This window comes from Polyangium jinanense, from assembly GCF_028435365.1.
Map to the genome: position 1 here is coordinate 1 of NZ_JAGTJJ010000100.1, position 26,385 is coordinate 26,385.

Below are 26,385 nucleotides of genomic sequence, written 5' to 3' on the forward strand. Positions count from 1 at the left end.
GGCAAGTCCTCCGGAGGACCCCCCGGATCCGTCACCATCAGCCGCGGGCTCGAACGACTGGCACCCGCAGCAGAGATGCTACGGGTGCTCAGGGAGAATGGGCTCGCGAGATGAGACCAATGCTCAGCCCCTGGTGGGGCCTGGGGCAACGCCCCAGCGAAACGCCTCCCAGCTACGAAATGGGCGTGAACGCAACCATCAATGGCAGATGGTCTGACGGCTCGTTCGCGGACGGCATCACGGTGTCGCGGCTGAGCCTTGGGAGGACGGAAGGGCGTGGATCGAGCCGGCCTGCCGAGTGGAGGATGTAGTCGATTTTGCGCGCGCGGCCGTTGATTGCGGTCGTGTCCCATGGGCGCTGCGCGCGACAGCTCTCGGCGAGACCACGCTCGTAGGCTGCGCCGAGCACCGGGCTCTGCGAGGTTGCATTGAAATCCCCGGCGACGAGCCAGGTGATATCGGTGGGGGCCGCGTCGCGGTAGGCGATGAGCTCGAGCAGCTGGCGGCGCCCGAGGTGCTCGTCGATCGGCGTGCTGTCAGGCTGCCAGGTCAGGTGGGTCGTCGCGACGTGGAGTGGACGGGCATCGACGGAGAGGCGCGCGATCAGTGCGAGATCGTCGTCGCCGGGGCGGTGCGCGGCGAAGTGCAGCACGTCGTGGCCGTGCCATGCGAAGACCGTGCGGCGCGCGAACAGGGCCGAACCCTCGCGGCGACCCGCCCGCTGTGCGTACGCGCTCGCGTGGGTCGCGTCGAGGCGGGCGCTGAGCGCCTCGTACAGGTCGGGCTCGACCTCCTGCAGGCATAGGAGGTCGGACCCGAGCGCATCGATGCGCGCGAGGAGCCGTGCGCGGCGGGAGGTGGGCTCGAGCGCGTCCGGCGGCGAGCTCCGGTAGCGATCGGGCCGCACGTAGCATTGGGCGAGCACGTTGTAGGTCGTGGCCGAAAAGGTCGTCGTCATCGAGCGACACCATAGAGTCCCCCCCGTGGAATCACCCGGACAGGATTCCGGACATGGCCCGGGGCCGGTCGTCAGGCCAGATCGATCTTGAGCAGCACGCCGTCGGGCCGCTCTTCCGTGGTCACGTATTGCCGGCGAAGCGCCTCGGTGCCCTCGCCCGTACCTTCGAGCAGAAACGCCTCTTCGTCCGCGTCGAGCGGGCGCTTTTCGCCGTCGATCCGCAGGGCGATCTGCGCGCCGCCATCTCCGTCGACCATCATCTCGACGTAACGTGTCGTGCCGAATCGCCCGCACGCCTCGATGTACCGCAAGAGCGTCACGATCGTGTCGACCACCGACGGACGCCCCTCGATTTCGAGCGTGACGCGCTTCGAGTCCTCGTCTTGCATGCGCGCAAGTATGCCGATCGGGTACGTCCGCGTCGACTTTCGTGATCGACGTCGACGGGTCGACCCGCCGCACGATTCGTGCGACCCTGCGGCCTTCGGGTATGGTGACGATGAAGCGCCACGTTTGGTTTCTTCTGGCGATTGCTCCGCTCGCCTTGGTCCCCGCGGCGTTCACCGCGGTCCTCGCCACGGGATCGCCCGTGCTCCGCGCCGCGATTCCGATCGAGGCCCACGCGAGGGATCACTGCACGTGGCACTGCCACAACCACGGCTGCTCCCACGCGCCAAGCCTCCCGCTCGCGCTCGCGGGCGACGGCGGGCTGTACGGCAAGACAATCGCAGGGCTCAAGGCCGCGGGAAAGGCTGTCGTGCCGAGCGCGCCCCACGTAGGCTACGGCGTCGTGAACCTTGCGCTGTTCTGCGTCGCGTGGCCCGGGCTCATGTACGCGCTTTATCTCGTCGCGCTCTCGCAGCGGCGCAAGCTCCTCGCGCTCCGGCGGGGTGCGTCGTGACGGAGCTCGGGATCGCCATCTACGCCGCGTGCGTGGATTTCATGATCCGCGCGGCCGCGCTCGCCGGGGCAACGTACCGCGACGCGAATGCGTTCATGTTCTTCGCGCTGTGGCCCGCGGTGACGGTCGTGCTGCTCGCGGTCGTGGCGTGGCAAGCCGTCGTGCTGCGGCGGCTCCGGCGTCGCCGGTGAAACGTTCAGAGCCCGCGCGTATGCTCGGGCCGGAGCTTGATCCGACCCGAGAGCGCGGCGTCGATGACGTCGAGGATCCGCGCGCGATCCTGCGGGAGGCGTCCGCCGATGGGTAGGTAATTCGACGCGTGGTTCGTCCGGAAAAGCGCATTCGTGGGCGCAGCCTCGGCGACGAAGGTGCGCAGCTCGCGGAGCAGGCCGTGTACGTCGGGTAAAACGAAGCGGCCACGGCGTTCCAGTGTGGCGAGAGGTGTGTCGGGGACGATCGTCAACGTGAGCGCTGCGAGGTATTCGGGATCCATCGCGGTCGCGAGGCGCGCCGAGGCGCTCGCGTGCTCGCCCGTGCGCTCGGTGCCGCCCGCGCCAAGGAGGAAGATCGCCGAGGTCTTCATGCCCGCGGCGCGGGCGCGGCGCGCGGCCTCGACGTGGTCGTCGAACGAGGAGCCCTTGGCAATCCGCTTGAGCACGAGGTCGTCGCCGGATTCGGGGCCAATGTAAAGCAAGTCGAGGCCACGCTCACGCAAGGTGCGGAGATCATCGCTGGTTTTCTCCAGCAAATTGGTCGCCATCGCATAACAGCTCACCTGCCGGAGGTTCGGAAAGGCGCGGCGGCAAGCGTCAAGAAGGGGGAGCCAATGGTCGAGGGGCATGACGAGGGCATCACCGTCGGCGACGAAGACCTTCTCCACGTGGTCGCCGAAAGCCGCCCCCGCGGACGTGATGTCTTGCAGAGTCTCGGCGAGGTCGCGAATACGAAAGGTCTTGTCCCGGTACATGTCGCAGTACGTGCACTTGTTCCAGGAGCAGCCGATCGTGGCCTGCAAGATGTACGAGTGCGCCTCGCTGGGCGGACGGTAGAGCTTGCCTTCGTAGCGCATCGCCCTGCCGAGCCTACACGAGCGGCGCGGGAGAGGCCAGCGGATGGCCTACCGCCTCGCTGTGAGCATGATATCGTCCGCACGATGCCTCCCGCCCCGCGACGCCAATCCTTTGCAGCACCAACCATCTGCGCCGCGGGCGCCCTCGTGCTGGCTTGATGTCCCCTCGCACCGCCACCACGACCGGCTTTTCGGCCATCCTCCTCTGGTCGCTGCTCGCCCTCTTCACGGCGGCTTCGGGCAAAGTCCCGCCATTCCAGCTCGCCGCCATGACGTTTCTCGTGGGCGGCCTCGCGGGCGTCGCGACCTGGATCCGGCGGCCGCACGCCATTCGATCGCTGCGGCAACCGCCGATCGTCTGGGCCCTCGGTACGGGCGGCCTCTTCGGGTATCACGCCCTTTATTTCGCGGCGTTGCGCTGGGCACCACCCGCCGAGTCCGGCCTCGTCAATTACCTCTGGCCCTTGCTCATCGTGCTCTTCTCGTCGTTCCTGCCCGGCGAGCGATTGCGAGCGGCCCATGTCGGCGGGGCGCTCGTCGGTTTCGCCGGAATCCTTGTGCTTTTCCTCGGCCGCGGCGCCCTCGACGCCCGCGCCGAGCACCTGCCGGGGTATGCCTGCGCCTTCGCGGCAGCCTTCGTGTGGGCGGGTTATTCCGTCCTCTCCCGGCGCTTCGGCGAGGTCCCGACCGACGCCGTGGCCGGGTTCTGCCTCGCGACCTCCGCCCTGAGCTTCCTCGGCCATCTCGCGTTCGAAACGACCGTTTGGCCAGAAAACACGACGCAATGGCTCGCGCTCCTTTCGCTCGGCATCGGCCCGGTCGGAATCGCTTTTTATGTGTGGGATATTGGTGTGAAGCGCGGAGACATCCGCCTGCTCGGCGTGGCGTCCTATGCGGCTCCGGTGCTTTCGACCTCGATCCTCGTCCTCGCCGGCCACGCAGAGCCGAGCATCACGCTGGCGGTCTCCTGCGCGCTGATCGTCGCGGGCGCGCTGGTCGCGACGCTCGGGGCAAAGCGCCCCGAGCCACACACGAGCGGGAAGGGGACGGAGGCGCCCCCCATTCCCCAGTAGACTCGCTTATTTTCCCGACGGCGTCCCCGATCGCTTCTCGGAAAAACCGTGCTCCTCGAGCTTCGCGTAGAGCTGCGGGCGCGGAATGCCGAGGAGCTTGGCCGCCAGGGTGCGATTGCCGTCGGCGCGCTGGAGCGCGGACGCGAGCAGATCCCGCTCGAGGCGCGCCACGGCCTCGCGCAGCGGTAGGCCGAGGTAACGGTTCGTGGGCTCGGTTGGGGAGGCGGGCGTCGCGAGCTCGGGCGGGAGTGCATCGGCGTCGATGACCTCGCCGTGGCACATTTCCGCGGCCCGGCGGACCACGAGGAAAAGCTCGCGTACGTTGCCCGGCCAGTCGTGGCGCACGAGCGCGGCCATGGCTTCTTCAGAGATTGCGCGCGCGCGTGTCCCCACGATCGCCCGCGAGACGAGCAGCGGCACGTCGCTCCGGCGCTCGCGCAGGGGAGGGACGGCAATTTCGAGGACCGCGAGCTGATAATAAAGCTCGGCAATCAAAGGAACCTCGAGCGAGCCCGGCGCGAGGCGCGCCAGCGTGATGACTCGGACCGGCGGGGACTCGGAGAGCCACGCGGCGAACGCGCCCTGCGCCGCCGGCGTGAGATCCCCCGCGCCGTCGACGAGGAGGGTCCCGCCCGCGCGCGCGCCCGCGAAGAGGCCTCGGAGCTCGGCGGCGTCCGTCGACGGATCGACACGCACCACGACGAGCGGCTCGCTGGCGCGGCTCGAATACTCGTGGATCGCGCGGGCCACGAGCTCCTTGCCGGCGCCGGCCTCGCCCTTGACGAGCACCGGGGCCTGCGAGCCGGCGGCGCGGCCGATGAGCTTCCAGACCGCGTGCATGGCCGCGCTCCGCCCCACGAGCGGCGTGCTCTCCGCGTGCGCCGTAGCGGTCGCCGGAGGCGTACGCCGCTGCTTGATCGCGCGCGCGACGGTGGCGACGAGCCGTTGGAGATCAAAAGGCTTTGTCAGGTAATCGAAGGCCCCGTCGCGCATCGCCTCGATGGTGCGTTCGCCATCGTCGTACGCCGTGGCCACGATCACCGGCAGATCGCGGTGTTTTCCGGTTCGAAGCTCGCGAAGCAGTTCGAGGCCACTTCCATCTTTGAGGCGGATGTCGACCAGGGCGCAGTCGAAGCTGTTTGGTTCCTCGAGCCGCGTCCGGGCCTCGGCCAGGCTCGCGGCGGCCACGGTCGTGTGACCCACGCGCGCCAGCGCCGTCGCGAGCCCGAGCCGGATGCCTTTTTCGTCGTCCACGATGAGCACGGTGCTCATGCCGCGCCTCCTTCAGCCGGAACCGAGAGCTCGAACCGCGTGACGCCGCCCTCGCGAAGGTACGAGAGGCGCCCGCCGCTCGCGACCGCGATGGCCCGCGAGACCGCGAGGCCGAGCCCCGTGCCCTCGGGTTTCGTCGTGAAAAATGGCTCGAAAAGTTCGGAGACACGATCCTCGGGCACGCCGGGTCCGTCGTCCTCGACCGTCAGCACCGACAGCCCCTCGCGCCGCTCGATCCGCACGCGCACCTCAGCGCCCGCAGGCGACGCCTCGACCCCGTTCTTGACGAGGTTGTCCACGGCGCGCGCGCAAGCATCGGGGTCGACGACGGCGCGCGCACGGCCCGTCACGGCCAGGCTGACGCCACGCTCCTTCGCCCAGGTCGCGAGCAGCCCGAGCCGCCTTTCGACCACGTCCCGGAGCTCCGTGTCCACGCGCCGGCCGATCCGACGACCGCTGACGACGAGGAAATCCGTGAGGAGGCGATCGAGCCGCGTGATCTCTTCGTCCACCGCGTCGAGCTCGGCCACGACATCGGCCGGCACGCCCTCCGAGGTGCGCGCCATGTCGACGCGCAGCTTGATCGACGCGAGCGGGTTTTTGACTTCGTGCGCGACGCCGGCGACGACACGTCCGAGCGCGGCCAGGCGCTCCTTGCGAGCGAGCTCCTCGGCGAGCCGCTCGTGCTCGCGCTCGGCCGCCGCGAGGCTCGCCGCGAGGCTCGCCACGCCCTCGGCCACGCTCGACAGCTCGGCGATCGCAGGACGCGGGACCTCGGCCGTGAGGTCCTCCTCCAGCGCCGCGAGCGAACGCTTGAGCCCGCGCGCCCCACGCGTGGCGGCGATCACCGTACCGAGCGCGATCACACCGAGCAGCACGGTCGCCGACGTGAGCAGGCCCGCGATGAGGCGCCAGTTGGCGACGAGCTTCGACATCGACACGGTGTACGCGGCCCAGAGCAAGCGGCCGTCCGCGCGCCGCCGCGCCCCGAGGAAAAGCGTGCCCTCGTCGACGTCGAGTGATCCAACCTCGGCCCGATCCCGCTTTGCTACGGCCGCGAGCGTGGAGAGCGCGCGATCGGCTTCGCTCGAGATGCCCGAGCGGATCGGGATCGGCGCTCCCGGGACGGCCGGATCCAAGGTCGTGCCGCCACGCAGCCCGAGCACCGTGAAGCGCGCGGGCCCATCGCCTGTGTCGGGCTCTTCGGCCCAGCGCGCGAGCTCACGTTGCACGAGATCGCGGCCTCGCTCGAGGCGCTGCTCGCTCGACATGCGGATGAGGCGGTTCACCGACACCACCGAGACCCCGAACACGAGCGAGGCCAGGATCGTCACGGCTCCGAGCAGCCACCTCAGCGAAACACGCGGGAGCCTCATCCGGGCCGCGAATGATGTCCCGAATCCTGACAGGTGTCACCGCCCGTGACGAAGCAGGGGCAGGGCTCGATCGGGCCGAGCCTCGCCCCTTGGAGAGGCGGTAGAGGGGGAGGGCGAGGAGACGCTCGATGACGGTCCGAAGGTCGTTCTTGCCCACGCTACTCGTCTCGCTTCTCTTGCTCTTTCCCCGCGGCGCGCGTGCCGGATCCCTCACGCTCGAACAGGCCGTCCGGCAGGCGCTTTCGAACCATGAGCGCGCCGGTAAGGCGCCGCTGCGCGTGAAGGCCGCCGAAGGCCAGCTCGACCGCGCGCGCTCGGCGTTCCTGCCGAGCCTGGTCGCGGGCGCGAACGCGACGCTGCGCGGGACCGAGGATCGGATCGGCCGCCAGCTCTTCGGCACGGGCACCCTCACGTTGACGCAGCCCATCCTGAATCCCTCGGCGATCCCGCAGTATACGCAGGCGCGGCGTCAGCTCGCGGCCGAGCGATGGGGCGCGGTCGAGGATCGGCGCAGCCTCGCCTTCGACACGGCGCGCGCGTTCCTCGTGGTGCTCACGCGCGAGCGCGTGCTCGAAGCCGCGACGCGCAGGCTCGAACGGGCCCGCGCCAACCAGCAGAACGCCGACGCGCGCGCGCAGGCAGGCCTCGCGAGCACGAACGACGTGACGCGTGCGCTGCTCGAAACCACCGCGGCTGCCAGGGAGGTCGCGCAGGCCGAGGGCAACGTGGCCACCGCTTATCTGGAGCTCGGTTTCCTCGTGGGCAGCCCGGTCACGGGGCCGCTCTCGGCACCCGATCGCACGACGCGCGCCGCGGAAAGCGGCGGCGTGCGGGGCGAGGACGAGGTCCGGCAGGCCGAGGCGCGAAGGCCCGATCTCCGCGCCGCCGAGGAACGCACCGCGGCCCTCCGCGCGTCGGCCCAGGAACCCCTGTATCGCCTCGCGCCCACGCTCTCGCTCTCGGCGCAGGTGCGCTTCAACCCCGCGCCCGCTCCGCCCGACACGACCCACGACGAGACGTTGCAACTGAGCCTCACCTGGCCCCTCTTCGACGCGGGCGCGCGCTACGGCGATCGCAAGACACGCGTCGCGCAGGCCGAGAGCCAGGCCCTCGACGAGCGGCAAATCCGCCGCTCCGTGGCGACCGACATCGGCATCGCGCGGACCACGCTGAAGGCCGCGCGCGACAGCTACCGCATCGCCGAGGAGGCCGTCGCGGCCGCGCGGAAGAACACCGCCGAGACCGAGATCCTCTACCAGCAGGGGCTCGCGCGGGCGATCGAGCTCGTCGACGCGAACGCCCGCCGCTTCGAGGCCGAGGTCGCGCTCGCCACCGCGAAGCTCGCGATGGAGCAGGCCTACCTGGAGCTGCGCTTCGCGCTTGGCCAGGGACCCACCGACGACGACACCGAACGTTCCGCCGCGACGAACGGAGATGCGCAATGAAGCTCGCGCGTGTGCTCTTCCTCCTTTGCTTGCCCCTCGCCGTGGCCTGCAAAGGCAAGCCGACCGAAGGCGGCGCCGCCGGCGGAAGCAAGCCTTCTCGCGAGGGCGGCGGGGGCCTCGCGTTCGCCGCCGACGTCATGCCCGTCGAGGCCAAGAAGGTCACCTACACGGTGAACGCGCCGGGCACGATCGAGGCCTTCGAGCGGGTCCAGGTCACGGCGCGCGTGGCCGGCGTCGTCGACCGCGTGGCCTTCACCGAGGGCCAGGAGGTCAAGAAGGGCGACGTCCTCGTGGTCATCGACTCGGAGCGCTACCAGCTCGCGGTGAACGGCGCCAAGGCGGCGCTCGCGAAGACCGAGGCCGCGGTCCGCGACATGGAGGCCATGGTGGCGCGGCGCGAGGGCGCGAGCGGCATGAACCCCGGCCTCATCCCGGGCGAGGAGCTCGAGAGCTACAAGAGCAAGGTCCTCACCGCCAAGGCCGATCGCGACATCGCCTTCCAGGCGCTCCGCACGGCGCAGCTCAACCTCCGCGACTCGTCCGTGCGCGCGCCCATGGCCGGCGCCATCCAGACGCGCACCGTCGAGACGGGCCAGTACGTGCAGGCGGGATACGTCATGGCCACGCTCCTCCAGAGCGAACCGCTCCTCCTGCGCTTCCAGGTCGAGCCGCTCGAAGCGCCGCGCCTGAAGGTCGGCACGACCGCGACGTTCACGATGCGCGAGACGCTGCGGAAGTTCTCCGCGAAGATCACGCTCATCGCCGCGGCCGCCGATCCGACGACGCACATGGTCCCGGTCACGGGCGAGGTCGTCGACGACGGCCACAAGTACTGGCTGCGCCCCGGCTCGTTCTGTGACGTCAGCGTCGACATCGGCGCCCAGCGCGAGGCCGTCACGATCCCGCGGCTCGCCGCGCGCGCCACCGATCACGGCTACGTCGCGTACGTCGTGGAGAACGGCGTCGCCAAGGAGCGCGTGCTCTCGCTCGGGATGAGCACGCAGGACGGCTGGGTCGAGGTCCGCTCCGGCCTCGCCGCGGGCGACGTGCTCGTCGTGCGGGGCGCCGAGGCGCTGAACGACGGCGCCAAGGTCAAGCCCACGACCATCACACCGGAAGCGCTTCTCACGGCCACCGCGCCGAGCGCCAAGCCGACGGCTTCGAGCGCGCCGCCCCCGGCCGATCTTGCCTCGGGCGAGCCTGCATCGAGCCCGCCGCCGACGCCGACCGGATCGGCCAGCGCGGGGGTGCGGCCGTGAACCTCACCGACGTCTCCATCAAGAACCCGGTCTTCGCCTGGATGCTCATGGCGTGCACGATCCTCTTCGGCATCGTCGCGGCCACGCGCATCGGCATCAGCCAGTACCCGGACGTCGACTACCCCAACATCAGCGTCAACCTCTCCTGGCCCGGCGCGTCTCCGTCGGCCGTCGAGCGCGAGATCATCGAGCCGCTCGAACAGGCCCTCGCGCAGGTCGAGGGCGTCAAGGAGATCTCGTCCCAGTCGCGCCAGGGCTCGGCGCGGATCACCGCGAGCTTCGACATCTCGCGCAACGTCGACCTCGCACTCCAGGACGTGCAGGCCAAGGTCGCGCAGGCCCAGCGGCAGCTCCCGCGCGACGTGCCTGCGGCCACCGTCTCCAAGTCGAACCCCGACGACACGCCGATCGTCACCGTCGGCGTTTCCGGCCCGTTCTCGCGCCAGCTCCTCGCCGACGTCGCGCGTTACCAGGTCCAGGAAAAACTCCAGACCGTGCCGGGCGTCGGTCAGATCACGCTGAACGGCTACCTCGATCGCAACATCCGCATCTGGCTCGACACGAGCCGCCTCGCGGAAAAAGGCGTCGTCGCGAGCGACGTCATCGACGGTATTCGACGCGAGCACGTCGAGGTCCCCGGCGGCCAGCTCGAAGCGGGCGGCCGGCAGCTCAACGTCCGCCTCCTCGGCGAGGCGCTCGACGTCGAGGCGCTGCGCAAGCTCGTGGTGCGACACGTGAACGGCACGCCCGTCTACCTCGACGACGTCGCCGTCGTGGAGGACGGCTTCGAGGACGTGAACTCCGTCGCGCGGCTCGACGGCATCCCCTTGCAGGCGCTCGGCGTGCTCAAGCAACGCGGCACGAACGCCGTCGCCGTGGCGAGCGCGGTGCGCGAGAAGGTCGCGGAGATCCAGCGCAGCTTGCCCGAGGGGATGAAGGTCGAGGTCCTCTTCGACACCACGACGTTCATCGAGGAGTCCGTGCACGAGATCGAGATCGAGCTCGGCCTCGCGCTCGTCCTCACGGCGCTCGTCTGCTGGCTCTTCCTCGGCTCGCTCTCCAGCACCGTCAACGTGATCCTGGCGATCCCGATGTCGCTGCTCGGGACCGTGGCCGTCGTCTACTTCCTCGGCTTCACGCTGAACACGTTTACCCTGCTTGGCCTCTCGCTCGCCGTCGGCCTCGTCGTCGACGACGCGGTGATGGTCATGGAGAACATCTACCGGCACGCCGAGATGGGGAAGGCGCGCGCCAAGGCCGCCGCCGACGGCACGAAGGAGATCACGTTCGCCGCGCTCGCGGCCACGGTCGCCGTCATCGCGATCTTCCTTCCCGTCGTGTTCATGGACGGCGTCATCGGCCGCTTCTTCTTCCAGTTCGGCGTGACGCTCTCGGTCGCCGTGATGCTCTCGTACTTCGAGGCGATCACGCTCGCGCCCGCCCGCTGCGCGCAGATCCTCGACACCTCGCGCGAGGGCCGGAGCGCCGTCGGCAGGGCCATGGATCGCGGCTTCTCCGCGCTCGAACACGCCTATGGCCGCGTGCTGGGCAAGGCGCTCGACAACCCCTGGAAGGTGCTCCTCAGCGCGGTGGTCCTCTTCGGCGTCACGGCGTTCGTCGTCCCGCGGCTCGGCACCGAGTTCGTCCCCGCGCAGGATCAGAGCCGCCTCGACGTCCGCATCCAGACGGAAACCGGGACCAGCGTCCAGGCCGCGGCGCCGCTCTTGCAAAAAGCCGAGCAAAAACTCGCGGCTCGGCCCGAGGTCACGCGCATCCTCACCACGCTCTCTGCTTCGCGCGGTGTGATGAGCTTGACCCTCGTCCCGCCGAACGAGCGCAAGCTCTCCGCGCAGGAGGTCGCGGCCGAGATCCGGCGTGATCTGCGCGGGATCGCCGGTATCCGCGCGTCCGTGCAGGATCCCTCGCAACAGAGCTTCGGCGCGCAGCGCGGGTATCCGGTGGACTTCACGGTGCGCGGCGCGGACTGGGACACGCTCGTCACGGCGGCGATGCAGCTCAAGAACGACCTCGAAAAGAGCGGTGTCGTGACGGACGTGACGACCGATTATCAAATCGGCGCGCCCGAGGTGCAGATCGTGCCGGATCGCCGCCGCGCCACGGACCTTGGTGTTCCGGTGAGCGACCTGGCGAACACGGTGAGCGCGCTCGTCGGCGGGAACATCGTCGGCAAGTTCTCCACCGGGGGCCGCCGCGTCGACATCCGCGTGCGCCTCCTCGCCACGCAACGCTCGCGCCCCGAGGATCTCGGCGAGATCCGGGTGCGGGCACAGAATGGGACCACGATCCCGCTGTCGCTCGTCGTCTCGCAGAACGAGACGGCGGTGCTGCAATCGATCAATCGCGTCGATCGGGAGCGGGCGATCCGGATTTCTGGCAACGTGGCGCCGGGGCATTCGCAGATCGAAGCGATGAACATGGTGAAGGACCTCTCGAAATCGCTGCCGCTCGGCTACCGGACCGTGGCCGGCGGGCAGGCGTCGCAGTTCGACGAGACCACGGGCGGCCTCGTCTTCGCGCTCGTGATCGGGATCCTCGTCGCGTACATGGTGCTCGCGAGCCAGTTCAATTCCTTCCTGCATCCAGTCACGGTGCTCACGATCCTGCCTTTGGCGCTCTCCGGCGCGGCGCTCGGCCTGCTCGTCACGGGGAAGACGCTGAACATCTTCAGCATGATCGGCGTGCTCCTGCTGATGGGGATCGTCAAGAAAAACTCGATCCTGCTCGTGGAATACGCCAATCAATTGCGCGAGCACGAGGGTTTGTCCCCGCACGAGGCGATGCGCAAGGCGGGACCGCTCCGGCTGCGGCCGATTCTGATGACCACGATCGCGACGATGATGGCCGCCGTGCCGGCCGTGCTCGGCATCGGGCCGGGGACGGAGACGCGGAGCCCGATGGCGGTGGTGGTGCTCGGCGGGCTCACGGTATCCACGCTGCTCAGCTTGCTCGTGGTGCCGGCGTTCTATCGGGTCGCCGACGACATCAAGGAGAAGCTGCGCCCGAAAGCCGCGCCGGCCGAGGCGGGACAAACGTCAGGTTGAACGTGTGAATGCAAAGCGATCGTGCTCGCCAAGGCTTCGAACCGCCAGGGCGAGCGCATCGCGGAGCGTCGCGAGCGTGCGCACGCGTGACAGATCGAGCCCCAATGAAATGATCGTCTGCGCGACGACGGGCCGGATCCCGGTGATGATCCCTTCGGCTCCGAGCAGACGAACCGCGCCGAGGATCTTCAGGATGTGACCCGCGGTCGCCGTGTCCACCACGTCGACGCCGGTGAGGTCGAGAATGGCGAAGCGGGCTTGTGTATGCGATACCGCGGCGAGCAGATCCTCCGTCACACGCGCGGCGCGGCGGCTGTCGACGACGCCGACCATCGGCACCGTCAGCACGCGATCCCATACTTGAATGATTGGGGTCTCGAGGTTCCGGATGACGTCCTGCTGGCGTTCGATGAGCGTGAGCTTGGCGGTGAGCTCGGCCTTCGTCCGCATGGATTCCGTGACGTCCAGGGAGAGCGTGACGACCCCCGTCACACGCCCCTCGCCGTCGTACGTCGGCGTATGCCAATTTTCCCAGACGATGCCATGCGCCTCCGTGATTTCGTGGGCCGGCGCGCCGGAGAGGGCTTTTCGGAGCCCTGTGGCTCCCTTGTCCTCGAGAACGGCAAAAACGTTTTGACCGAGGAACTGGCCCCGCTGGTGCCCGACCCGATCGATCGCCTTGCCGTCGTGGAACGTGAACGTGCCTTTGGCATCCACGGCCCACACGACGAGATCGAGGTGATCGAGAAGAACACGGAGCACCTGCGCCATTTCGAGCTTGTGGATCGGCCCCTTGGAGAGCGGCGCCTCGTCAGGGACCGCCCTTTCGAGGCGAGCTTCGAGCTCCGCCACACGCGCCCGCAGCGCCTTGCACTCCTGCTCCAGATCGTGCTGTGACACGAAGACTCCCGTCCGCGATCCGCTGGTCGCCCGCCGACCATGGCCATCCGCGCGGAATGGGATATTTCAGCATATTTGCGTAAACGTGGCTTGACGGCCGTGTTAAGGATCGTGAAGGCCTATGAAAGGATCCGCGGCGACAGGGCTCACAGCGAGGCTATCGACATTCCATCCTCTGCGCGCAAAAGCAGCGTCTCGGTCTGCTTCCACACCACGATCCGAGGTCCGGCGAAAGCATGCGCTCGCCCCCCATCGATGGCGTACGCCCAACGTGTCCCGCGCTGCACATCGTACGCGGAAAGCGTGTACGGGCCATTTTCGTGATTTCGTGTCGCCAGCACCGCAAGGCCGCCGGAGACCACGAGCGCCCGTTCGCGCGGATCGGACGAACCGCCCAGAAAACCGCTCTCACCGCGCAGCGCGAGCGAGGTCGCGTCGAACACGGCGATCCCGAGCTGCGCCCCGAGCCCCTCCGTCGCGAGGAGGGCAACCACGCTGTCCGAGGCGGCCAGAATCTGCTGGATACGCACCCCGTTCGCGCAGGAAGTCGTCTCCCGCACCTCGAGCGGCGACGCGCCCGCGCCCGTTGGAATACGCACAGCGACGATCGAGCGCTCGAATGCGTCGATGAAGAAAGCACGATCCCCGACGAACACGGGCTCCCCGAACGGACGGACGTTTGCTTCGACAATCGGCGCGAGGAGCTCGCCCGTCCCTGCATCGGCGACGAGGACCTGGAGAGAACCGACCCCTCGGCCCGCCCGCGCGCCGGCGCAAACCAGCCTCCGACCGCAGACCCCCGCCCCCGTGGCGAGCCCATTGTAACGGCCGGCTCGGCTGCCCTGGACCGTGAGGATTTCGCCGCTCCTGCCGTCGAGCACCGCCGCGAATTTCCCTGTCTGGTCGGCTCCCGTGACGAGGACGCCGATCCCGGGCACCTCCGCGGTGACCGTCTGGTTGTAGCCCGGATCGAAATGCCATCGAGGCTCGCCGGCAACGCGATCGAATGCACGAATCGATTGAGGATATTGCGTCTTGATCACGACGACGCCCCCGCCGCCCGGCAGGTGGATATCGTGAACGTCGCGCTCCCCGCGCTCGGTGTACGATATGTTCTCGGGCACCTCGATACGAAAAAGGACTTTGCCCGTGCCGAGATCGAGCGCAGCGAGCTTCTTATCGCGCACGGCCACGTACAGCCGTTCTCCCCGCGCCGCATAGTCGCTTCTCCATTCGGGCAGGTCCACGCCGAGCGCATCACTCTCCCACACGACCGCGCGGCGCTCGAAGGCGACGGCGCGCAGCACCGGCGGCTCGGCGCCGCGAAATGCCAGGCCAATCGCCCACACCTCACGCGCCTCCTCGTTCCAGACGACGGCCGGGCCTGGCTCGAGTAGCCCCGTGGTGGTCGGACCGTTCTTGCGGATCTGCTCGACCTCCTCCTGGACGTCGATCGTCTCGTCGAGAAATAGGTAACGCGCGGCCGTGGAGGACTCGTAGAGGATCCCGCCCCAGAGCTGTTGCGCCTTGGTCCAGAACGCGGCGTCCATCGCGAGATACCTGAGCACGAGGCGCTCGCTGCCGACCGCCGCGATCAACTTGCGGATGCGCACGAGATCCGAGAGCTTGACGGCGAGCCCTTCGATGCTGCACTCCGGGCTCATGCGGCCCGCGCGCAGCGCGGCGAGCGCCTCCGCTCGATATCTGGCAGCGTCTTCGGGGAGAAGCATCGTGACGTCCCATGGAAGCGCGGATGCGGGAGCACGTAAAGTAGATTCCAATGCGTCCAGAGCAAGATCTCGGCGCTGATCCACTCTGTGCCACGCCTGGCGTCCGTGCCACGCCTCCCGATGCGCGTCGCCCCCCGCCGTTCGGAAATTTCCCGGGGCACGGCCATTGCTCGTCCGCCCGGCATGAAACGTAGCGTTCTGCGGCGCGCCGCAATCTTGCTCCTCGCGCTCTCGAGCACCTCGGCGCTCTGGGCCTGTGGCGATAACGGTGGACAACCGAGCCCCGGCTCCGGCGGCGGAGACCAGGGTGGCGGAGATCAGGGCGGCGGTGGCCAGGGCGGCGGAGACCAGGGTGGCGGCGGCCAGGGCGGGACCGGCGGGTTCGAGTGGCCCGTCGACACCTATCCCATTCCGATCACCCCATCCGATGCCTGGAAAAACCAGATCTCGTACCCCTACGACCCCTTCCTCTCGGAGCCCAATTACAGCAGCATGGATGGCGGCGTCCGGTGGATCAAGTTCACCGTCCTGATGCACGACCCGACGAAGGTGTATTACCAGGACAGCCTTTCGTACCCCTTCCATGCGCCCTTCGCGGTCGAGCGCCTCGATCCGTTCTTCGGCATGTCGATCGGCGAATTCAACGACGTCTCGCTGCACGCCGAAGGCCAGAAGGCCATCCTCGGCGCGGTGCTCATCCCGCCCGATCCGGTGCGCTTCCCCGAATACGGCATCCAGCTCGTCCGGCAGGATCCGTACGACCCCGAGATGGCGCGCGTCGTCCTCGATCTCGTGGAAGACAGCGTCGTGGCGGAGACGGGCATCACGCCGTTTTATTTCCCCACGTACGAACAAAATGCCTCGGCGCAGGAGAACCAGGCCTTCTTCGCCAACGCTGGCTTCCCCGTGAGCAGCGTCGAGCGATGGATCGGGGGCAGCCAATGTTATGCGTTTGGCTGGGCGCTCGGCAAGCTCCGCTACGTGCCCGCCGATCAGATCGAGACCGCCTACACGAACGGGACGTTGAAATCGGAGGACATCCTCCTCACCGACGCGATCCCCGCGGAGCTGCCTTATCTCGCGGGCATCGTCTCCCTCTCGCCGTCGACGCCCAATGCACACACGGCCATTCTCGCGACCTCGTTCGGCATCCCGTTCGTCTATCTCGGGAGCGAGGCGGAGCGCGAGCAGGCCAAGGCCCTCGACGGCAAGGAGATCATCCTGCGCGCGAAAAACCAGTGGGGCCGCTGCGACGCGGCGCTCTTCGACGTGGACGGCGCGCTCACGGCCGCCGATCGAGACACGCTGCTCGCGCAGAAAAAGCCGGATCCTCTGGCCTTTTCGCCCAAGCAGACGCTCGGCGCGCTCGCCCGGAACACCGACGATCTCGGCCCTGCCGACATCGTTCATTTCGGCGGCAAGGCGGCCAATTACGGCCTGCTCCGCGACGTGATCCCCGACGATTCACAGGAGGCCCTCGCGTTCTCGTTCGATCTATGGGACGGCTTCCTCGATCAGACCATGCCGGGCGGCAAGACGTTGCGCCAGGAAATCGGCGAGCGGCTCGCAGGCTATCAGTACCCGCCGAACCTCGCCGCCCTCAAGGTCGATCTGGCCGCCATTCGCGCCCGGATCGAGGGCGACGCGACCTTCTCGGAGGCCCAGCGGCAAGCGGTCATCGCCGCGCTTGCCTCGTTCGATCCAGCGCGCAAGATCCGCTTCCGCAGCTCGACCAACGTCGAGGACAGCGACGCATTCACGGGCGCGGGGCTCTACGACAGCGCGAGCGGCTGCCTCGCCGACGACACCGACGCCGACACCGCCGGCCCGAGCCATTGCGACGCGAGCCAGAGCAGCGAGCGCGGCGTGTTCCGCGCGCTCCAGAAGGTCTACGCGAGCTTCTACAACGACAACGCCTTCATCGCGCGCCTGCTCTACGGCGTGAACGAGAGCGACGTCGGCATGGGCGTGCTCGTCCATTACTCCTATCCGGACGAGGACGAGATCGCGAATGGCGTAGCCACGAACGTGCGCCGCACCGACCCGATCGACGACATGAAAATCGTCTCGCAGGTCGGTGCGCTCAGCGTGACGAACCCCGAGGGCGGCGCGCTCCCCGAGGTCGTCCACGGCTTCCGATTCCAGTGGGGCACCTCGTTCGATACCATCTCCGGCTCGACCCTCGTGCCGCTCGGGGGCCACGTGATGGAGTGGAAGAGCGATTACGAGAAGCTCGGCACGCTGCTCGGCAAGGTGGCGGATCGGTTCGCCGAGGTCCATCCCGGCAAGCAGACGTTCGCGCTCGATTACGAGTACAAGAAAATGAAACCCGACGGGGCGCTGCTCATCAAGCAGGTGCGCGAGCTGCCGCTGCCGGACGAAAAAGCCACGCTCACCCCCTTCCTCGTCCCCGGGCCACGCGCGCTCTGCACGTTCCAAGGCGAGCAGAGCGACGTCTTCGCCCTGCATCGGCTAAAGGCGCGCGCATCGCTCCGGGCGCGGACGGGGTTCGTCGACGCGGCGAGCCTCGCAGCCGAGACCATTTATGACGGCGTGACATTCGCACACCTCTCTGCCAGTGGCGTGGAAACCCTCACGGGCAACCCGGGGACGTGGCCCTCCGCCACGCACACCCTCATGGCGGATCAGACGCTCGATCTCTTCACGTCGGGCAGCGGCGCGGACGCGCGGACCTTCGAGATCATGACGAACCCCGTGCCCACGCTGCTCCCGCAGTCCGACGGCCCGATCCTCGCGCTTCGCGACATGGAGGTCCATCTCGCGGCGGAGTATACGACGCCGGTCCCGCACATCGACTGGGATGGCAATCCGGCGAAACGCATCCGGGACGAGGCCGTTCGCATGACGGAATGCACGGACGAGGGGCCACTCCCGGCGGGCTCGTCGATGCAGACAAGGACGATCGAGGCGGGCGGCGTGAAGATCGTGACGAAGTTCTACTGGCCGGCGCCGCCCACGGGCGTCGTCGCCGGATACACCGCCCCGCTCCTGCGCTGGGAGGAGACGCAAATCGAGGGCCTCACAGCCGCGCCCATCGTGCTCAAGGGGCATTTTTCGCAGACGTACCGGCCGCAGCACCACAACTTCTCCGAGGATTTCCTCTTCGAGCCGGCCCTCGAGGAGGGTTTGCCCGCGGAGGTGCTCACCGAGCTCGCGGCGAAGGGCGTCCGGCAGATTTACGTGCTCGGTACGACCATTGGCACGATCGATCCGACCGGGCAGGTGAACCAGCTCTGAACACGGCCCTCCTCGCTCGCCGGAAAACGCGCGTTGGGGCCGCCTCGCTGGGGCGTTGCCCCAGGCCCCACCAGGGGCTATCCGCCCCTGGACCCGGACCAGCGCAAGCGCTGGACCTTTCGTCGATGAACTGCGCGATGCGCAGTTCATCGAACAGGCGGCGATCCTGCCAAGAAAAACCGCCGCGACTGGCAACGCCGTCCCTGGTCTTGCCACTGGCCTGTGGAAGAACCGCGCATCGCGCGGTTCTTCCAACCCGAGTCCAGGGCTTGCCCTGGTCCGGGTCGAGGGGCGGATAGCCCCCGCGGGGCCCCGGGGCAGAGCCCCGGCGCGGCGGTCAAGATTGCATCTTCGGCCTTGCTCGCGGGCGTGGCAGGCGCGATCGTGGCGCGGACGCACGCCGCGAAACCGCGCCGATGGCACTCGTCTTCATGCTCATGACCTTCTTCCGTATCGAAGGCGCCCCGTGAAAGACCCGCGGGTCGCCTGGGACGACGTTCACTTGTTCCTCGCCGTCGCTCGCGCCGGCACGCTGAGCGCCGCCGGCCCGCGGCTCGGCCTCACGCAGCCCACGGCAGGGCGCAGGCTCCGCGCGCTCGAAGAAACCGTTGGCGTCACGCTCTTCCAGCGCACGCCGCGCGGGTTTCGCCTCACCGAAGCGGGCGAGGCGATGTTCCGTCACGCCGAACGCATGGAGCACGAAGCCGTGGCCCTCGAGCGACGCCTCTTCGGCGAAACGCGCGAGGCGGGCGGCGTGCTTCGCGTCTCCACGAGCGAGTGGTTCGCGCGGCACGTCCTCGGCCCGGTGCTCGCCGCGTTCACCTGCGAGCATCCACGCGTGACGGTCGAGATCGTGGCCGAGTCACGCCTCCTCGACCTCGATCGGCAGGAGGCCGACCTCGTCTTCCGGTTCGTCGCGTTCGACCGCGCCGACATCGTACAGCGCCGCCTCACGCAGATTCGTTATGGCCTCTACGCCTCGCAGAGTTACCTCGATGCGCGTGGTGTGCCCGACGCGCACGGCGGCGACGGGCACGCGATCGTCACGATGGACCGCGCATTCGACGCGCTTGCCGACGTCGCCTGGCTCCGCGCGCGGTTCCCCGGCGCGCACCTCGCCGTGCGGAGCAACAGCCGCGACGTGCAGGCCGCTGCGTGCGTGCACGGCGCCGGCCTCGCGGTCTTGCCGAGGGTCATTGGAGACACGCTCCCGCTCGTGTGCCTCGACGTCGGCGAAGAGCCGCCGGGCCGCATCATCTGGCTCGGCTACCATCGCGACCTCAAGAGCCTCGCTCGCCTTCGCGCGCTCGCCGACCACGTGCACGCCTCCGTGCCGAAGACGCTCTGATTTCAGAAGCCGACGAGCACGATCTTGCCCATCGCCTTGCCGCTCTCGATCTTCGCGTGAACCTTTCTCAGCGTCGCCGCGTCGATGCGGCCTTCGCGCTCGGTCAGCGTCGTGCGGAGAACGCCCGCGTCGACGAGCGCCGAGACTTCTTCGAGCAAGCGATGCTGCTCGATCATGTCGTTCGTCTGGAAGATCGACCGCGTGAACATGAGCTCCCAGCCGACCGTCACGCTCTTGCGCTTGAACGGTACGATGTCGAAAGACTTCGGATCGTCGATCAGCACCACGCGTCCCTGCGGGGCTACGGCTTTGGCGATCGCCTCGTGATGTTTGTCGCTCGCCGTGAGTCCCGCGACGTACTCCACGTTTGGAATTCCAAGCGCAGCCAATTCTGCGTCGAGCGGCTGCGTGTGATCGATGACGTGATGGGCGCCCATGTCGAGGACCCATTTCTTCGTCTCGGGCCGTGACGCCGTCGCGATGACCGTGAGCCCCGTGAGGCGCCGCGCGATCTGGATGAGGATCGAGCCCACGCCGCCCGCGCCGTTGATCACGAGGACCGAGCCCGCCTGCGTCTTCTGGCCATACGGAACGCCGAGCCGGTCGAAAAGAAGCTCCCACGCGGTGATCGCGGTCAGCGGGAGCGCTGCGGCTTCGGCGAAGTCGAGGGATTTCGGTTTATGGCCCACGATCCGTTCGTCGACGAGGTGCTTTTCGGCATTCGTGCCGGGCCGGCCGATTGCGCCTGCATAAAAGACCTCGTCGCCCGGGCGGAACAGCGTCACGTCCGGCCCGACGGCTTCGACGACGCCTGCCGCGTCCCAGCCGAGCACGCGCGGGCTCCCGTCCGTGGACTTGAAGCTCGCGCGAACCTTCACGTCGACGGGATTCACCGAGACCGACTGAACACGGACGAGCAGGTCGTGCCCGGTGGCTTTTGGCTCCGGGAGCTCGACATCGACGAGGGCATGGTCCGCGGTGATGGGGAGGGGTTCGTAGGTGCCGACGGCCTTCATGGGGACGACTCCTTGGTTCGTGGAAGTGCGGTGAATCTTGGACATCTCGGCCCGTCGCGCGAGGTGCGTGTACGCATGCCGGCCATGCGAAAGCGCATGGCGCGGAGCGAATCGTGCCGTTAAGCCACCAGGCGTCGTGGTTCCCCCAAAAGGACCCGCGTCCTGCCGAGCCCGAGGCGGTCCGCGGCCCGCGCGAGGAGGCCGGCATCGTGGACGGCGCAGGTGTTCACGTCGTTGTTGAAAAACGCAAACACGTCGGAGGGCTCGGGCCAAACCTCGGCGATGCGTCGCGCCCATGCGCCGAGGGCGCGCGCGCCGTAGCAGGGCGCCGGGTCCGCGCTGCCTTCGTGGAAACGAACGTATCCAAAGTCCGCGGTGCGCCAGAGCGGCATCCGCAAACCCTTTCGATCCCACACACAGAGCGCGGCGCGGTGCCGGCCGAGCAGCGATTCGATTTCGGGGACGAACCACGATTCGTCGCGGAATTCGACGGCCACGCGGGCGCTTTTCGGGAAACGTTCGAGCGCGGCGTCGAGCCTACCCGCGTCGCGCTTCATGCCGGGCGGGAGCTGCACGAGCACGGGGCCGAGCTTCGGGCCGAGCGCGGAGGCCCGGTCGAAGAAGCGCGCGATCGGCTCGTCGGGGTCGCGGAGGCGCTTCAGATGCGTGAAAAACCGGCTCATCTTCACGGCGAACACGAAATCGACCGGCGTCCGCTCGGCCCAGCTCCGGAAGACGTTCGCCTCGGGGAGACGGTAAAACGTATTGTTGACCTCGACCACTTGAAAACGCTCGGCGTAATGGTCGAGCCAGCGCGCGCTCGGCAGCGTGTCGGGGTAAAACGTCCCCCGCCAGTGCGCGTACTGCCAGCCGCTCGTTCCGATGAACAGCGTCATGCGGCGCCCCAGGGGGATACGTGGGGCCGAGGGACGTCGCGACAAGCCCGCGAAGGTGCTGGATTCGGGCATCGGGCTGGGGTACGAGGCCTCGTGATCAGCGATGTGATGCGCGCCGAAGCCTCCGTCTGGATGCTCGCGACGTACAGGCCTCCGCTCACGATCCTCGCAGAACGCCTTGTCTCGGCGGACCCGGCCGCGTCGCTCGCCGCCGCAAAGGCGCTCGCGGAGCGCGTGAAAGAAGGGGACGACGACCCGAAGGCGCTCGCCGCCTGCGTCCCTGTGGACCTGTTCGCGTTGCCCCACGACGCGCAAATGGCCGTCGCCGAGCTCGCCATCGCGGGCCTGCCGATCCCGCTTCCAAAGCTCCCGACGAACCTTCCGCCGGAGCTCGCGAGCCGCCTTCGTTGCTCCGCGCTCCTCGCATCGCCCGAGCTCTTGCCGCTCGACGAGGTTTTCCCATTGGACCTGCGCGCCGTCGCGGACGCGCCCATCGAACGAGCCCTCACGTCCGGTCTCTTTCGCCGCGTGGCGGCCCATGCGCGGCCTGCGATGCACGATCAAGCGATCACCCTCGCGCGCGCCGGCCTCTCGCGTGCGCTCCTCGCGCCGGCGGAAGCGGCGGAGGTGCTCCTCGATATCGCGCGCCGCTCGTCCGAGGCGGTGGCGTCACGCGCGCTCGGGCTCCTCGCCGAGCCCTGGGCGGCCCGTTTGTCCTGTCCGTCGCTCGCCGCATGGATGAAAGGGGAGGAGGTCGCGCTCGCGGCGCTGCGCCTCGCGGCCGCGCGTAGGGATGTCGCGTGGGTGCGGCGATTCGCGACGGGCGAGGACGTCGCTCGCAGCGTTCGTCGCGCCGCCCTTGCGGCGCTCGGCGCGCTCGGCGAGGTCGACGATGTGGAGAGGGTGCTTGCGCTGGCGGAGGAAGATCCAGCCGGCGCGGGGCTCGAGGCCATCGAGGCGCTCCGTGACCTCAAGCGACGCGGGATCTCGCCCGACGAAGACCAGGCGCGTCGTGCGATCGAGCTCGTGCTCCGCTTCGAGGTGCTCTCGATCGAGGCGATTGCGGAGAGCGCGAGCAGCCGCGCCGATGTGCTCATCGGAACGATCGACGAATGCATCACCCGTGGTGCGTCGAAAGTAAGATCGGCGCGATTGCTTGCCGCATTCGGTACGCGCCGAACCATCACGCGCCTCGTCGAAATGGCGGAGCAATCCGCGGATCCGATCCTGTCGCGATGTGCGATCCGCGAGCTTGGCCGGCTGGAGGAGCGCTCGGCAGAGCCCGTCATCCTGGCAAGGCTCGACGCAGAGCCCGACGCGTGCCTGTTTGCCCTCGGTCGGCTTGGCGGGGCGGCCACCGCGCAGCGATTGCGAAGGCTGCTCGAGGAAGCACCACCGCCCTGGCTCTCGGCAGGGCTGCGTGTGCTCTTCCGGCTGGATCCTTCCCCCAGCGTGCTCGCTGCGGCGGCCGAGCACGGCGCGATTTCCGCCGAGACGCTCGATGCCTTGCAGGCCCACGGGAGCGCCGAGCAAATCGACGCGCTCGCCGCGATTGCACGAGCACCCGGACATCCCTTCCGCGCCTCGGCGATCGGAGCGCTCGGTCGCACGGGCGGGCCACTCGCGATCGATCCGCTCGCTGCGCTCTTGACGGACGGCGACGAAGAGGTCCGCGAGCTCGCCCAAGCCGCGCTGCGCACGCTGGGACAGCGCCTCGCCACGCCGGATCCGCCGCTCGCGTGCCTGGAAGGGGCAGCGGATCCAGGCGCGGCGCTCGTGGCGGAGGGCGCGCTGCGGAGGTTGCGCTTGCGGGCCGAATCCCTGGCCGAAACGACGCTCCTGCTCGACGCGGTGATCGGTTGCGACCATCCGCACCTCGTGCGGGTGGTGCGTCCGCTTCTGCGCCGGGAAAACCCCGAGATACGCAAACGAGCGATCGCCTGCCTCGCGGCCGCGGGGCCGGCTTGCGCGGCCTGGCTCCTGCCGTATCTGAGCCAAGCGTTGCCGCTCCCGGTCGCGCGTCAGGCCCTGCTCGCCCTCGGGAATGCGGCCGTGCCCGGCCTCGGTGGGGCGATTGCCGCGTGGTTGTTCCAGCCGAACATGAATTTGAAAAAAGCGGCCGCCGAGGTGCTCGCCCGGAGCCGCGATTCGGATGTGATCCCGGCGCTCGTCGAGGTGCTCGCGGTTCAGGATCAGTCGGGTCTCCGGGAACTTGCGGAGAATGCGCTCCGGGAGATCGCGGGGCCCTTTTTTCGCTCGCTGCTCGTCGAGAGGCTCGCCGCGGCGAAGGACCCGCGCAACGAAGAGCTGCTCGCATCCACGATCGCGGGGGCGTTTTCGCCGGAGGAGCTCGCCGCGTTCGTCACGTCCCGGCCCGACCTCCCACGCCTCCTCCTTCTGCACGCCTATGCCGCCCACGCGGACCGCTGCGCCGATCTGGACGCCGAGCTTCGACGTCGTGGCGCTCGCGATCGCATTCCGCGCGAAACCGACATCATACCGGGAAGCCCGCTGCGCCAGCATCTCGCGCGTGCCGATGCGCAACGAACGTTCGCCGAGCTGCAAAGGCGCATCCGCGAAGCGCCGTTCCTCCACGAACCCTCGTCCGAGCTCGTTACAAGCCTTCGCGCGGCAGTCGAACGGGCGGGCTCGCTCGGCTCCCGGCTCGCCGTGTCCGAACAGCGCATTCTCTCGACGCTTGTATCGCAGCTCGATCCCGCGACCCGCAAAGACGCCATCGCGCTGCTCGCCACGACGACGGATCCGTTCGTCTCGAGCCGCGTGATCCCCTTCGTCGATATCGACGGCGTGATCGATCCGCGCCACGCGCCGCTGCTGCCCGCGGCCCTCCGCCAGAGGGGTCCCGAGGCCGCGCGATCTCGGAGCGGCGATCCGCGCCCCGACGTGCGAGCGCAGGCCGCGCGCGTGCTCCGGCTCGCAGGGGAGGGGACCCTTGCATTTACGCCCCTGAACGAGCGGCCCGCATTGCTTCGCGCCTGGATCGACGGGGGACACGAAGACGACCTCCTCACGGCGCTGGAAGGTCGGGACGCGCTTCCGCTCGCGGAGGTGGCGGCGCTCGTGGCCGAGCGCTCCGGGGCTGCCGCAGCGTGGGCGCTCGTGCAGCGATGGGTCGCCGAGCGTCCGGCCGAGCGAGCGCCGGCCCTCGTGGATCTCGCGTTTCTGGGGGAGATTGCAACGCCAGCGCTCCGAGAGCTCGTGCAGGGCGAAATGCGCGGCGAGGTTCGTCTGCGCGCCATCACGGAGCTCTCCCGCAGGCGCCATGCAGACCCCACGTTCCTACGGCCCTTGCTCGCGGATGCGCACCCTGGCATCCGTGAAGCTGCGGCGGCGGCGCTACTTCGCGCAGGCGATCGTGACGATCGCGCGTACGTGCTCGGCGCATGGATCCAGGGAGCGTTCCGCGGGTCGTTCGTGATGACGCTCGACGAGCAGGATACGAACGCCATTGCAAAGGCCGTCGCCGATGCGACCACCGAAGCCGCAGAACTCCACCTCTTCGGTCCCGTGGCCTCCTTGCCCCCGGCATCCCGCATTCCGCTGCTGCTCGTGCTCCTTTCGTCGTCGCATCCCCGGGTCGCCGGGGCGGCCCGCGATGCATTACGCTCACTCGCCGCAACGCACGTTTTGCCGCATGTCGAAGCCCGTCTCCGCGCCGGGGACCTGTCCGCGCTCGATATCGTGGGCGTCGCGGGCGCTGTCCCCAGGCTCCTCGCGGACCTCGCGCGCACATCGGAGGCCCCCGCGACGTGGATTCGCTTCTGCCTGCGCGCCGCGGGCGCTGGCGTTCTCTATGCGGCCGACCTCGGCCCCTCGATTGCGGCATGGGCCTCTTCGGACCCATCTCCCGCGGCGCTCTCGCTCCTCGCACGCCTCGCCGATTGGTACGACGAACGCCACGCGCGGATGCTCTGCGATGCCCTCGAGCCTGCGCTCGGGAGCGCGCATCGCGACGCCGTGCTCGGTGCCATTCTCGATGCGCTGCGTGATCAACCTCCCGAGCTCGTTGCGCGGGTGCTCCCGGCCATGGTGCGTCCCACCGATACCACGGCCCTCGAGCTCCTCGCCCAGGCGGAAGCACGATCCCCCGGCCTCGTCGACCTCCTCGACCTCACGTTGCGCGCCGCCGTGGAGCGCGCGCTCGACACGGCGCTCGATACGGCGGACCCGGAGAATGCGCGCCGTCTCCTCACCTATTTCGCAGGCCGCGCCGAGCGCCCCTCCGAGCGCGAGCGTGTCCTCGCCTTGCTGGAGCGGCACGTTCGATCCTCCTCGCGCCGCGTGAGCCTTCACGCCCACCGCCTGCTCCGCACCCTGGCCCCGCGCGACCGTTATCTCCGCGCCACCCGCGCACTGCTCGACGACCCCGATCCCACGACCGTCCGGCTTGCGATCCGCGTCCTCGCATTCGGCGGCGACACAGCGTCCGCCGCGGAGATCGCGGATCGCTTGTTTCATATGAATGCCGGCGTTTCGCGGGCGGCACGGGAAGGGCTCCTCGTGCTCGGGGAGACGGCCGTGCCGCCGCTCTTGCGCGCCCGGGGTCGCCTGCGGCCCGATCGCCGCGCGGCGATCGACGCCGTGATCGACGAGATCCGGAGCCGTCTCACCGCTGGAAAAACCGCGCGTTGATGACCGCATCGGCTGCGTCCCGCCCCGCGTGACGCCGGAGGCGCTCGGGCGGCTCCGCGCGCACGCCAGGCGTCGCGCCGGGGCGCTGCCCCGGGCCCCGCGGGGGCTATCCGCCCCTCGACCCGGACCAGGGCAAGCCCTGGACTCGGGGTGGAAGAACTGCGCGATG

18 protein-coding genes are annotated in these 26,385 nt (G+C 68.9%); 9 read left to right on the forward strand and 9 right to left on the reverse strand.

Annotation, left to right across the window (positions count from 1 at the left end; translation table 11 throughout):
- Positions 1-172 precede the first annotated feature (172 nt).
- Positions 173-958: an endonuclease/exonuclease/phosphatase family protein gene (locus tag KEG57_RS52580; protein ID WP_272424537.1), complete on the reverse strand. Its 786-nt coding sequence runs from the start codon at positions 956-958 to the stop codon at positions 173-175.
- Positions 959-1,029: 71 nt separating this feature from the next.
- Complete coding sequence (locus KEG57_RS52585) at positions 1,030-1,347, reverse strand: hypothetical protein (RefSeq protein ID WP_272424535.1); 318 nt, start codon at positions 1,345-1,347, stop codon at positions 1,030-1,032.
- Positions 1,348-1,457: 110 nt separating this feature from the next.
- Between KEG57_RS52585 and KEG57_RS52590 the strand changes: the two genes are divergently transcribed.
- Positions 1,458-1,859, forward strand: coding sequence for a hypothetical protein (locus KEG57_RS52590; protein ID WP_272424533.1), 402 nt, complete (start codon positions 1,458-1,460; stop codon positions 1,857-1,859).
- Entirely contained in the window at positions 1,856-2,050 is a 195-nt protein-coding gene (locus tag KEG57_RS52595; protein WP_272424532.1) for a hypothetical protein, read from the forward strand. The genes KEG57_RS52590 and KEG57_RS52595 overlap by 4 nt, the downstream gene beginning before the upstream one ends.
- A gap of 5 nt (positions 2,051-2,055) precedes the next feature.
- Here KEG57_RS52595 and KEG57_RS52600 read toward each other — a convergent pair whose 3' ends face one another.
- Positions 2,056-2,928: a radical SAM protein gene (locus KEG57_RS52600; RefSeq protein ID WP_272424530.1), complete on the reverse strand. Its 873-nt coding sequence runs from the start codon at positions 2,926-2,928 to the stop codon at positions 2,056-2,058.
- A gap of 158 nt (positions 2,929-3,086) precedes the next feature.
- Between KEG57_RS52600 and yddG the strand changes: the two genes are divergently transcribed.
- Positions 3,087-4,001, forward strand: a complete 915-nt coding sequence (gene yddG, locus KEG57_RS52605; protein WP_272424528.1) for an aromatic amino acid exporter YddG — start codon at positions 3,087-3,089, stop codon at positions 3,999-4,001.
- 6 nt (positions 4,002-4,007) lie between these two features.
- Here the strand turns inward: yddG and KEG57_RS52610 are convergent, their stop codons facing one another.
- Entirely contained in the window at positions 4,008-5,273 is a 1,266-nt protein-coding gene (locus KEG57_RS52610; protein WP_272424527.1) for a sigma-54-dependent transcriptional regulator, read from the reverse strand.
- The gene (locus KEG57_RS52615) at positions 5,270-6,607 is read right to left on the reverse strand and encodes a sensor histidine kinase (protein WP_272424526.1); all 1,338 of its coding nucleotides are present in this window, start codon (positions 6,605-6,607) and stop codon (positions 5,270-5,272) included. Before KEG57_RS52615 ends, KEG57_RS52610 begins: the two co-directional genes overlap by 4 nt.
- Positions 6,608-6,777: 170 nt before the next feature.
- Here KEG57_RS52615 and KEG57_RS52620 point away from each other — a divergent pair, with 170 nt between their 5' ends.
- From KEG57_RS52620 to KEG57_RS52630, 3 genes are read left to right on the forward strand one after another with little or no spacing between them, the layout of a single operon-like run.
- Complete coding sequence (locus KEG57_RS52620) at positions 6,778-8,094, forward strand: TolC family protein (RefSeq protein ID WP_272424525.1); 1,317 nt, start codon at positions 6,778-6,780, stop codon at positions 8,092-8,094.
- Positions 8,091-9,353 (forward strand): efflux RND transporter periplasmic adaptor subunit, encoded by a 1,263-nt coding sequence (locus tag KEG57_RS52625; protein ID WP_272424524.1) that lies wholly within the window; start codon positions 8,091-8,093, stop codon positions 9,351-9,353. Before KEG57_RS52620 ends, KEG57_RS52625 begins: the two co-directional genes overlap by 4 nt.
- Complete coding sequence (locus KEG57_RS52630; RefSeq protein WP_272424523.1) at positions 9,350-12,415, forward strand: efflux RND transporter permease subunit; 3,066 nt, start codon at positions 9,350-9,352, stop codon at positions 12,413-12,415. Before KEG57_RS52625 ends, KEG57_RS52630 begins: the two co-directional genes overlap by 4 nt.
- On the opposite strand, the gene KEG57_RS52635 is transcribed toward KEG57_RS52630, so the two are convergent.
- Together KEG57_RS52635 and KEG57_RS52640 are read right to left on the reverse strand one after the other, a co-directional pair.
- Positions 12,407-13,315, reverse strand: coding sequence for an STAS domain-containing protein (locus tag KEG57_RS52635; RefSeq protein WP_272424522.1), 909 nt, complete (start codon positions 13,313-13,315; stop codon positions 12,407-12,409). The two genes, KEG57_RS52630 and KEG57_RS52635, sit on opposite strands and share 9 nt — an antisense overlap.
- 146 nt (positions 13,316-13,461) lie before the next feature.
- Positions 13,462-15,045 (reverse strand): outer membrane protein assembly factor BamB family protein, encoded by a 1,584-nt coding sequence (locus KEG57_RS52640; RefSeq protein ID WP_272424521.1) that lies wholly within the window; start codon positions 15,043-15,045, stop codon positions 13,462-13,464.
- Between the two features lie 183 nt (positions 15,046-15,228).
- On the opposite strand from KEG57_RS52640, the gene KEG57_RS52645 reads away from it, so the two are divergent.
- Both KEG57_RS52645 and KEG57_RS52650 read left to right on the forward strand, forming a co-directional pair.
- Positions 15,229-18,303: a PEP/pyruvate-binding domain-containing protein gene (locus KEG57_RS52645; protein WP_272424519.1), complete on the forward strand. Its 3,075-nt coding sequence runs from the start codon at positions 15,229-15,231 to the stop codon at positions 18,301-18,303.
- Between the two features lie 466 nt (positions 18,304-18,769).
- On the forward strand, positions 18,770-19,651 hold the full coding sequence (locus tag KEG57_RS52650; RefSeq protein ID WP_272424518.1) for a LysR family transcriptional regulator: 882 nt from the start codon (positions 18,770-18,772) through the stop codon (positions 19,649-19,651).
- 2 nt (positions 19,652-19,653) lie between these two features.
- Here the strand turns inward: KEG57_RS52650 and KEG57_RS52655 are convergent, their stop codons facing one another.
- Both KEG57_RS52655 and KEG57_RS52660 read right to left on the reverse strand, forming a co-directional pair.
- The gene (locus tag KEG57_RS52655) at positions 19,654-20,667 is read right to left on the reverse strand and encodes a zinc-binding alcohol dehydrogenase family protein (RefSeq protein WP_272424517.1); all 1,014 of its coding nucleotides are present in this window, start codon (positions 20,665-20,667) and stop codon (positions 19,654-19,656) included.
- A gap of 119 nt (positions 20,668-20,786) precedes the next feature.
- The gene (locus tag KEG57_RS52660) at positions 20,787-21,563 is read right to left on the reverse strand and encodes a DUF72 domain-containing protein (protein ID WP_272424515.1); all 777 of its coding nucleotides are present in this window, start codon (positions 21,561-21,563) and stop codon (positions 20,787-20,789) included.
- Positions 21,564-21,656: 93 nt separating this feature from the next.
- Between KEG57_RS52660 and KEG57_RS52665 the strand changes: the two genes are divergently transcribed.
- The gene (locus KEG57_RS52665) at positions 21,657-26,216 is read left to right on the forward strand and encodes a HEAT repeat domain-containing protein (RefSeq protein ID WP_272424514.1); all 4,560 of its coding nucleotides are present in this window, start codon (positions 21,657-21,659) and stop codon (positions 26,214-26,216) included.
- Positions 26,217-26,385 lie beyond the last annotated feature (169 nt).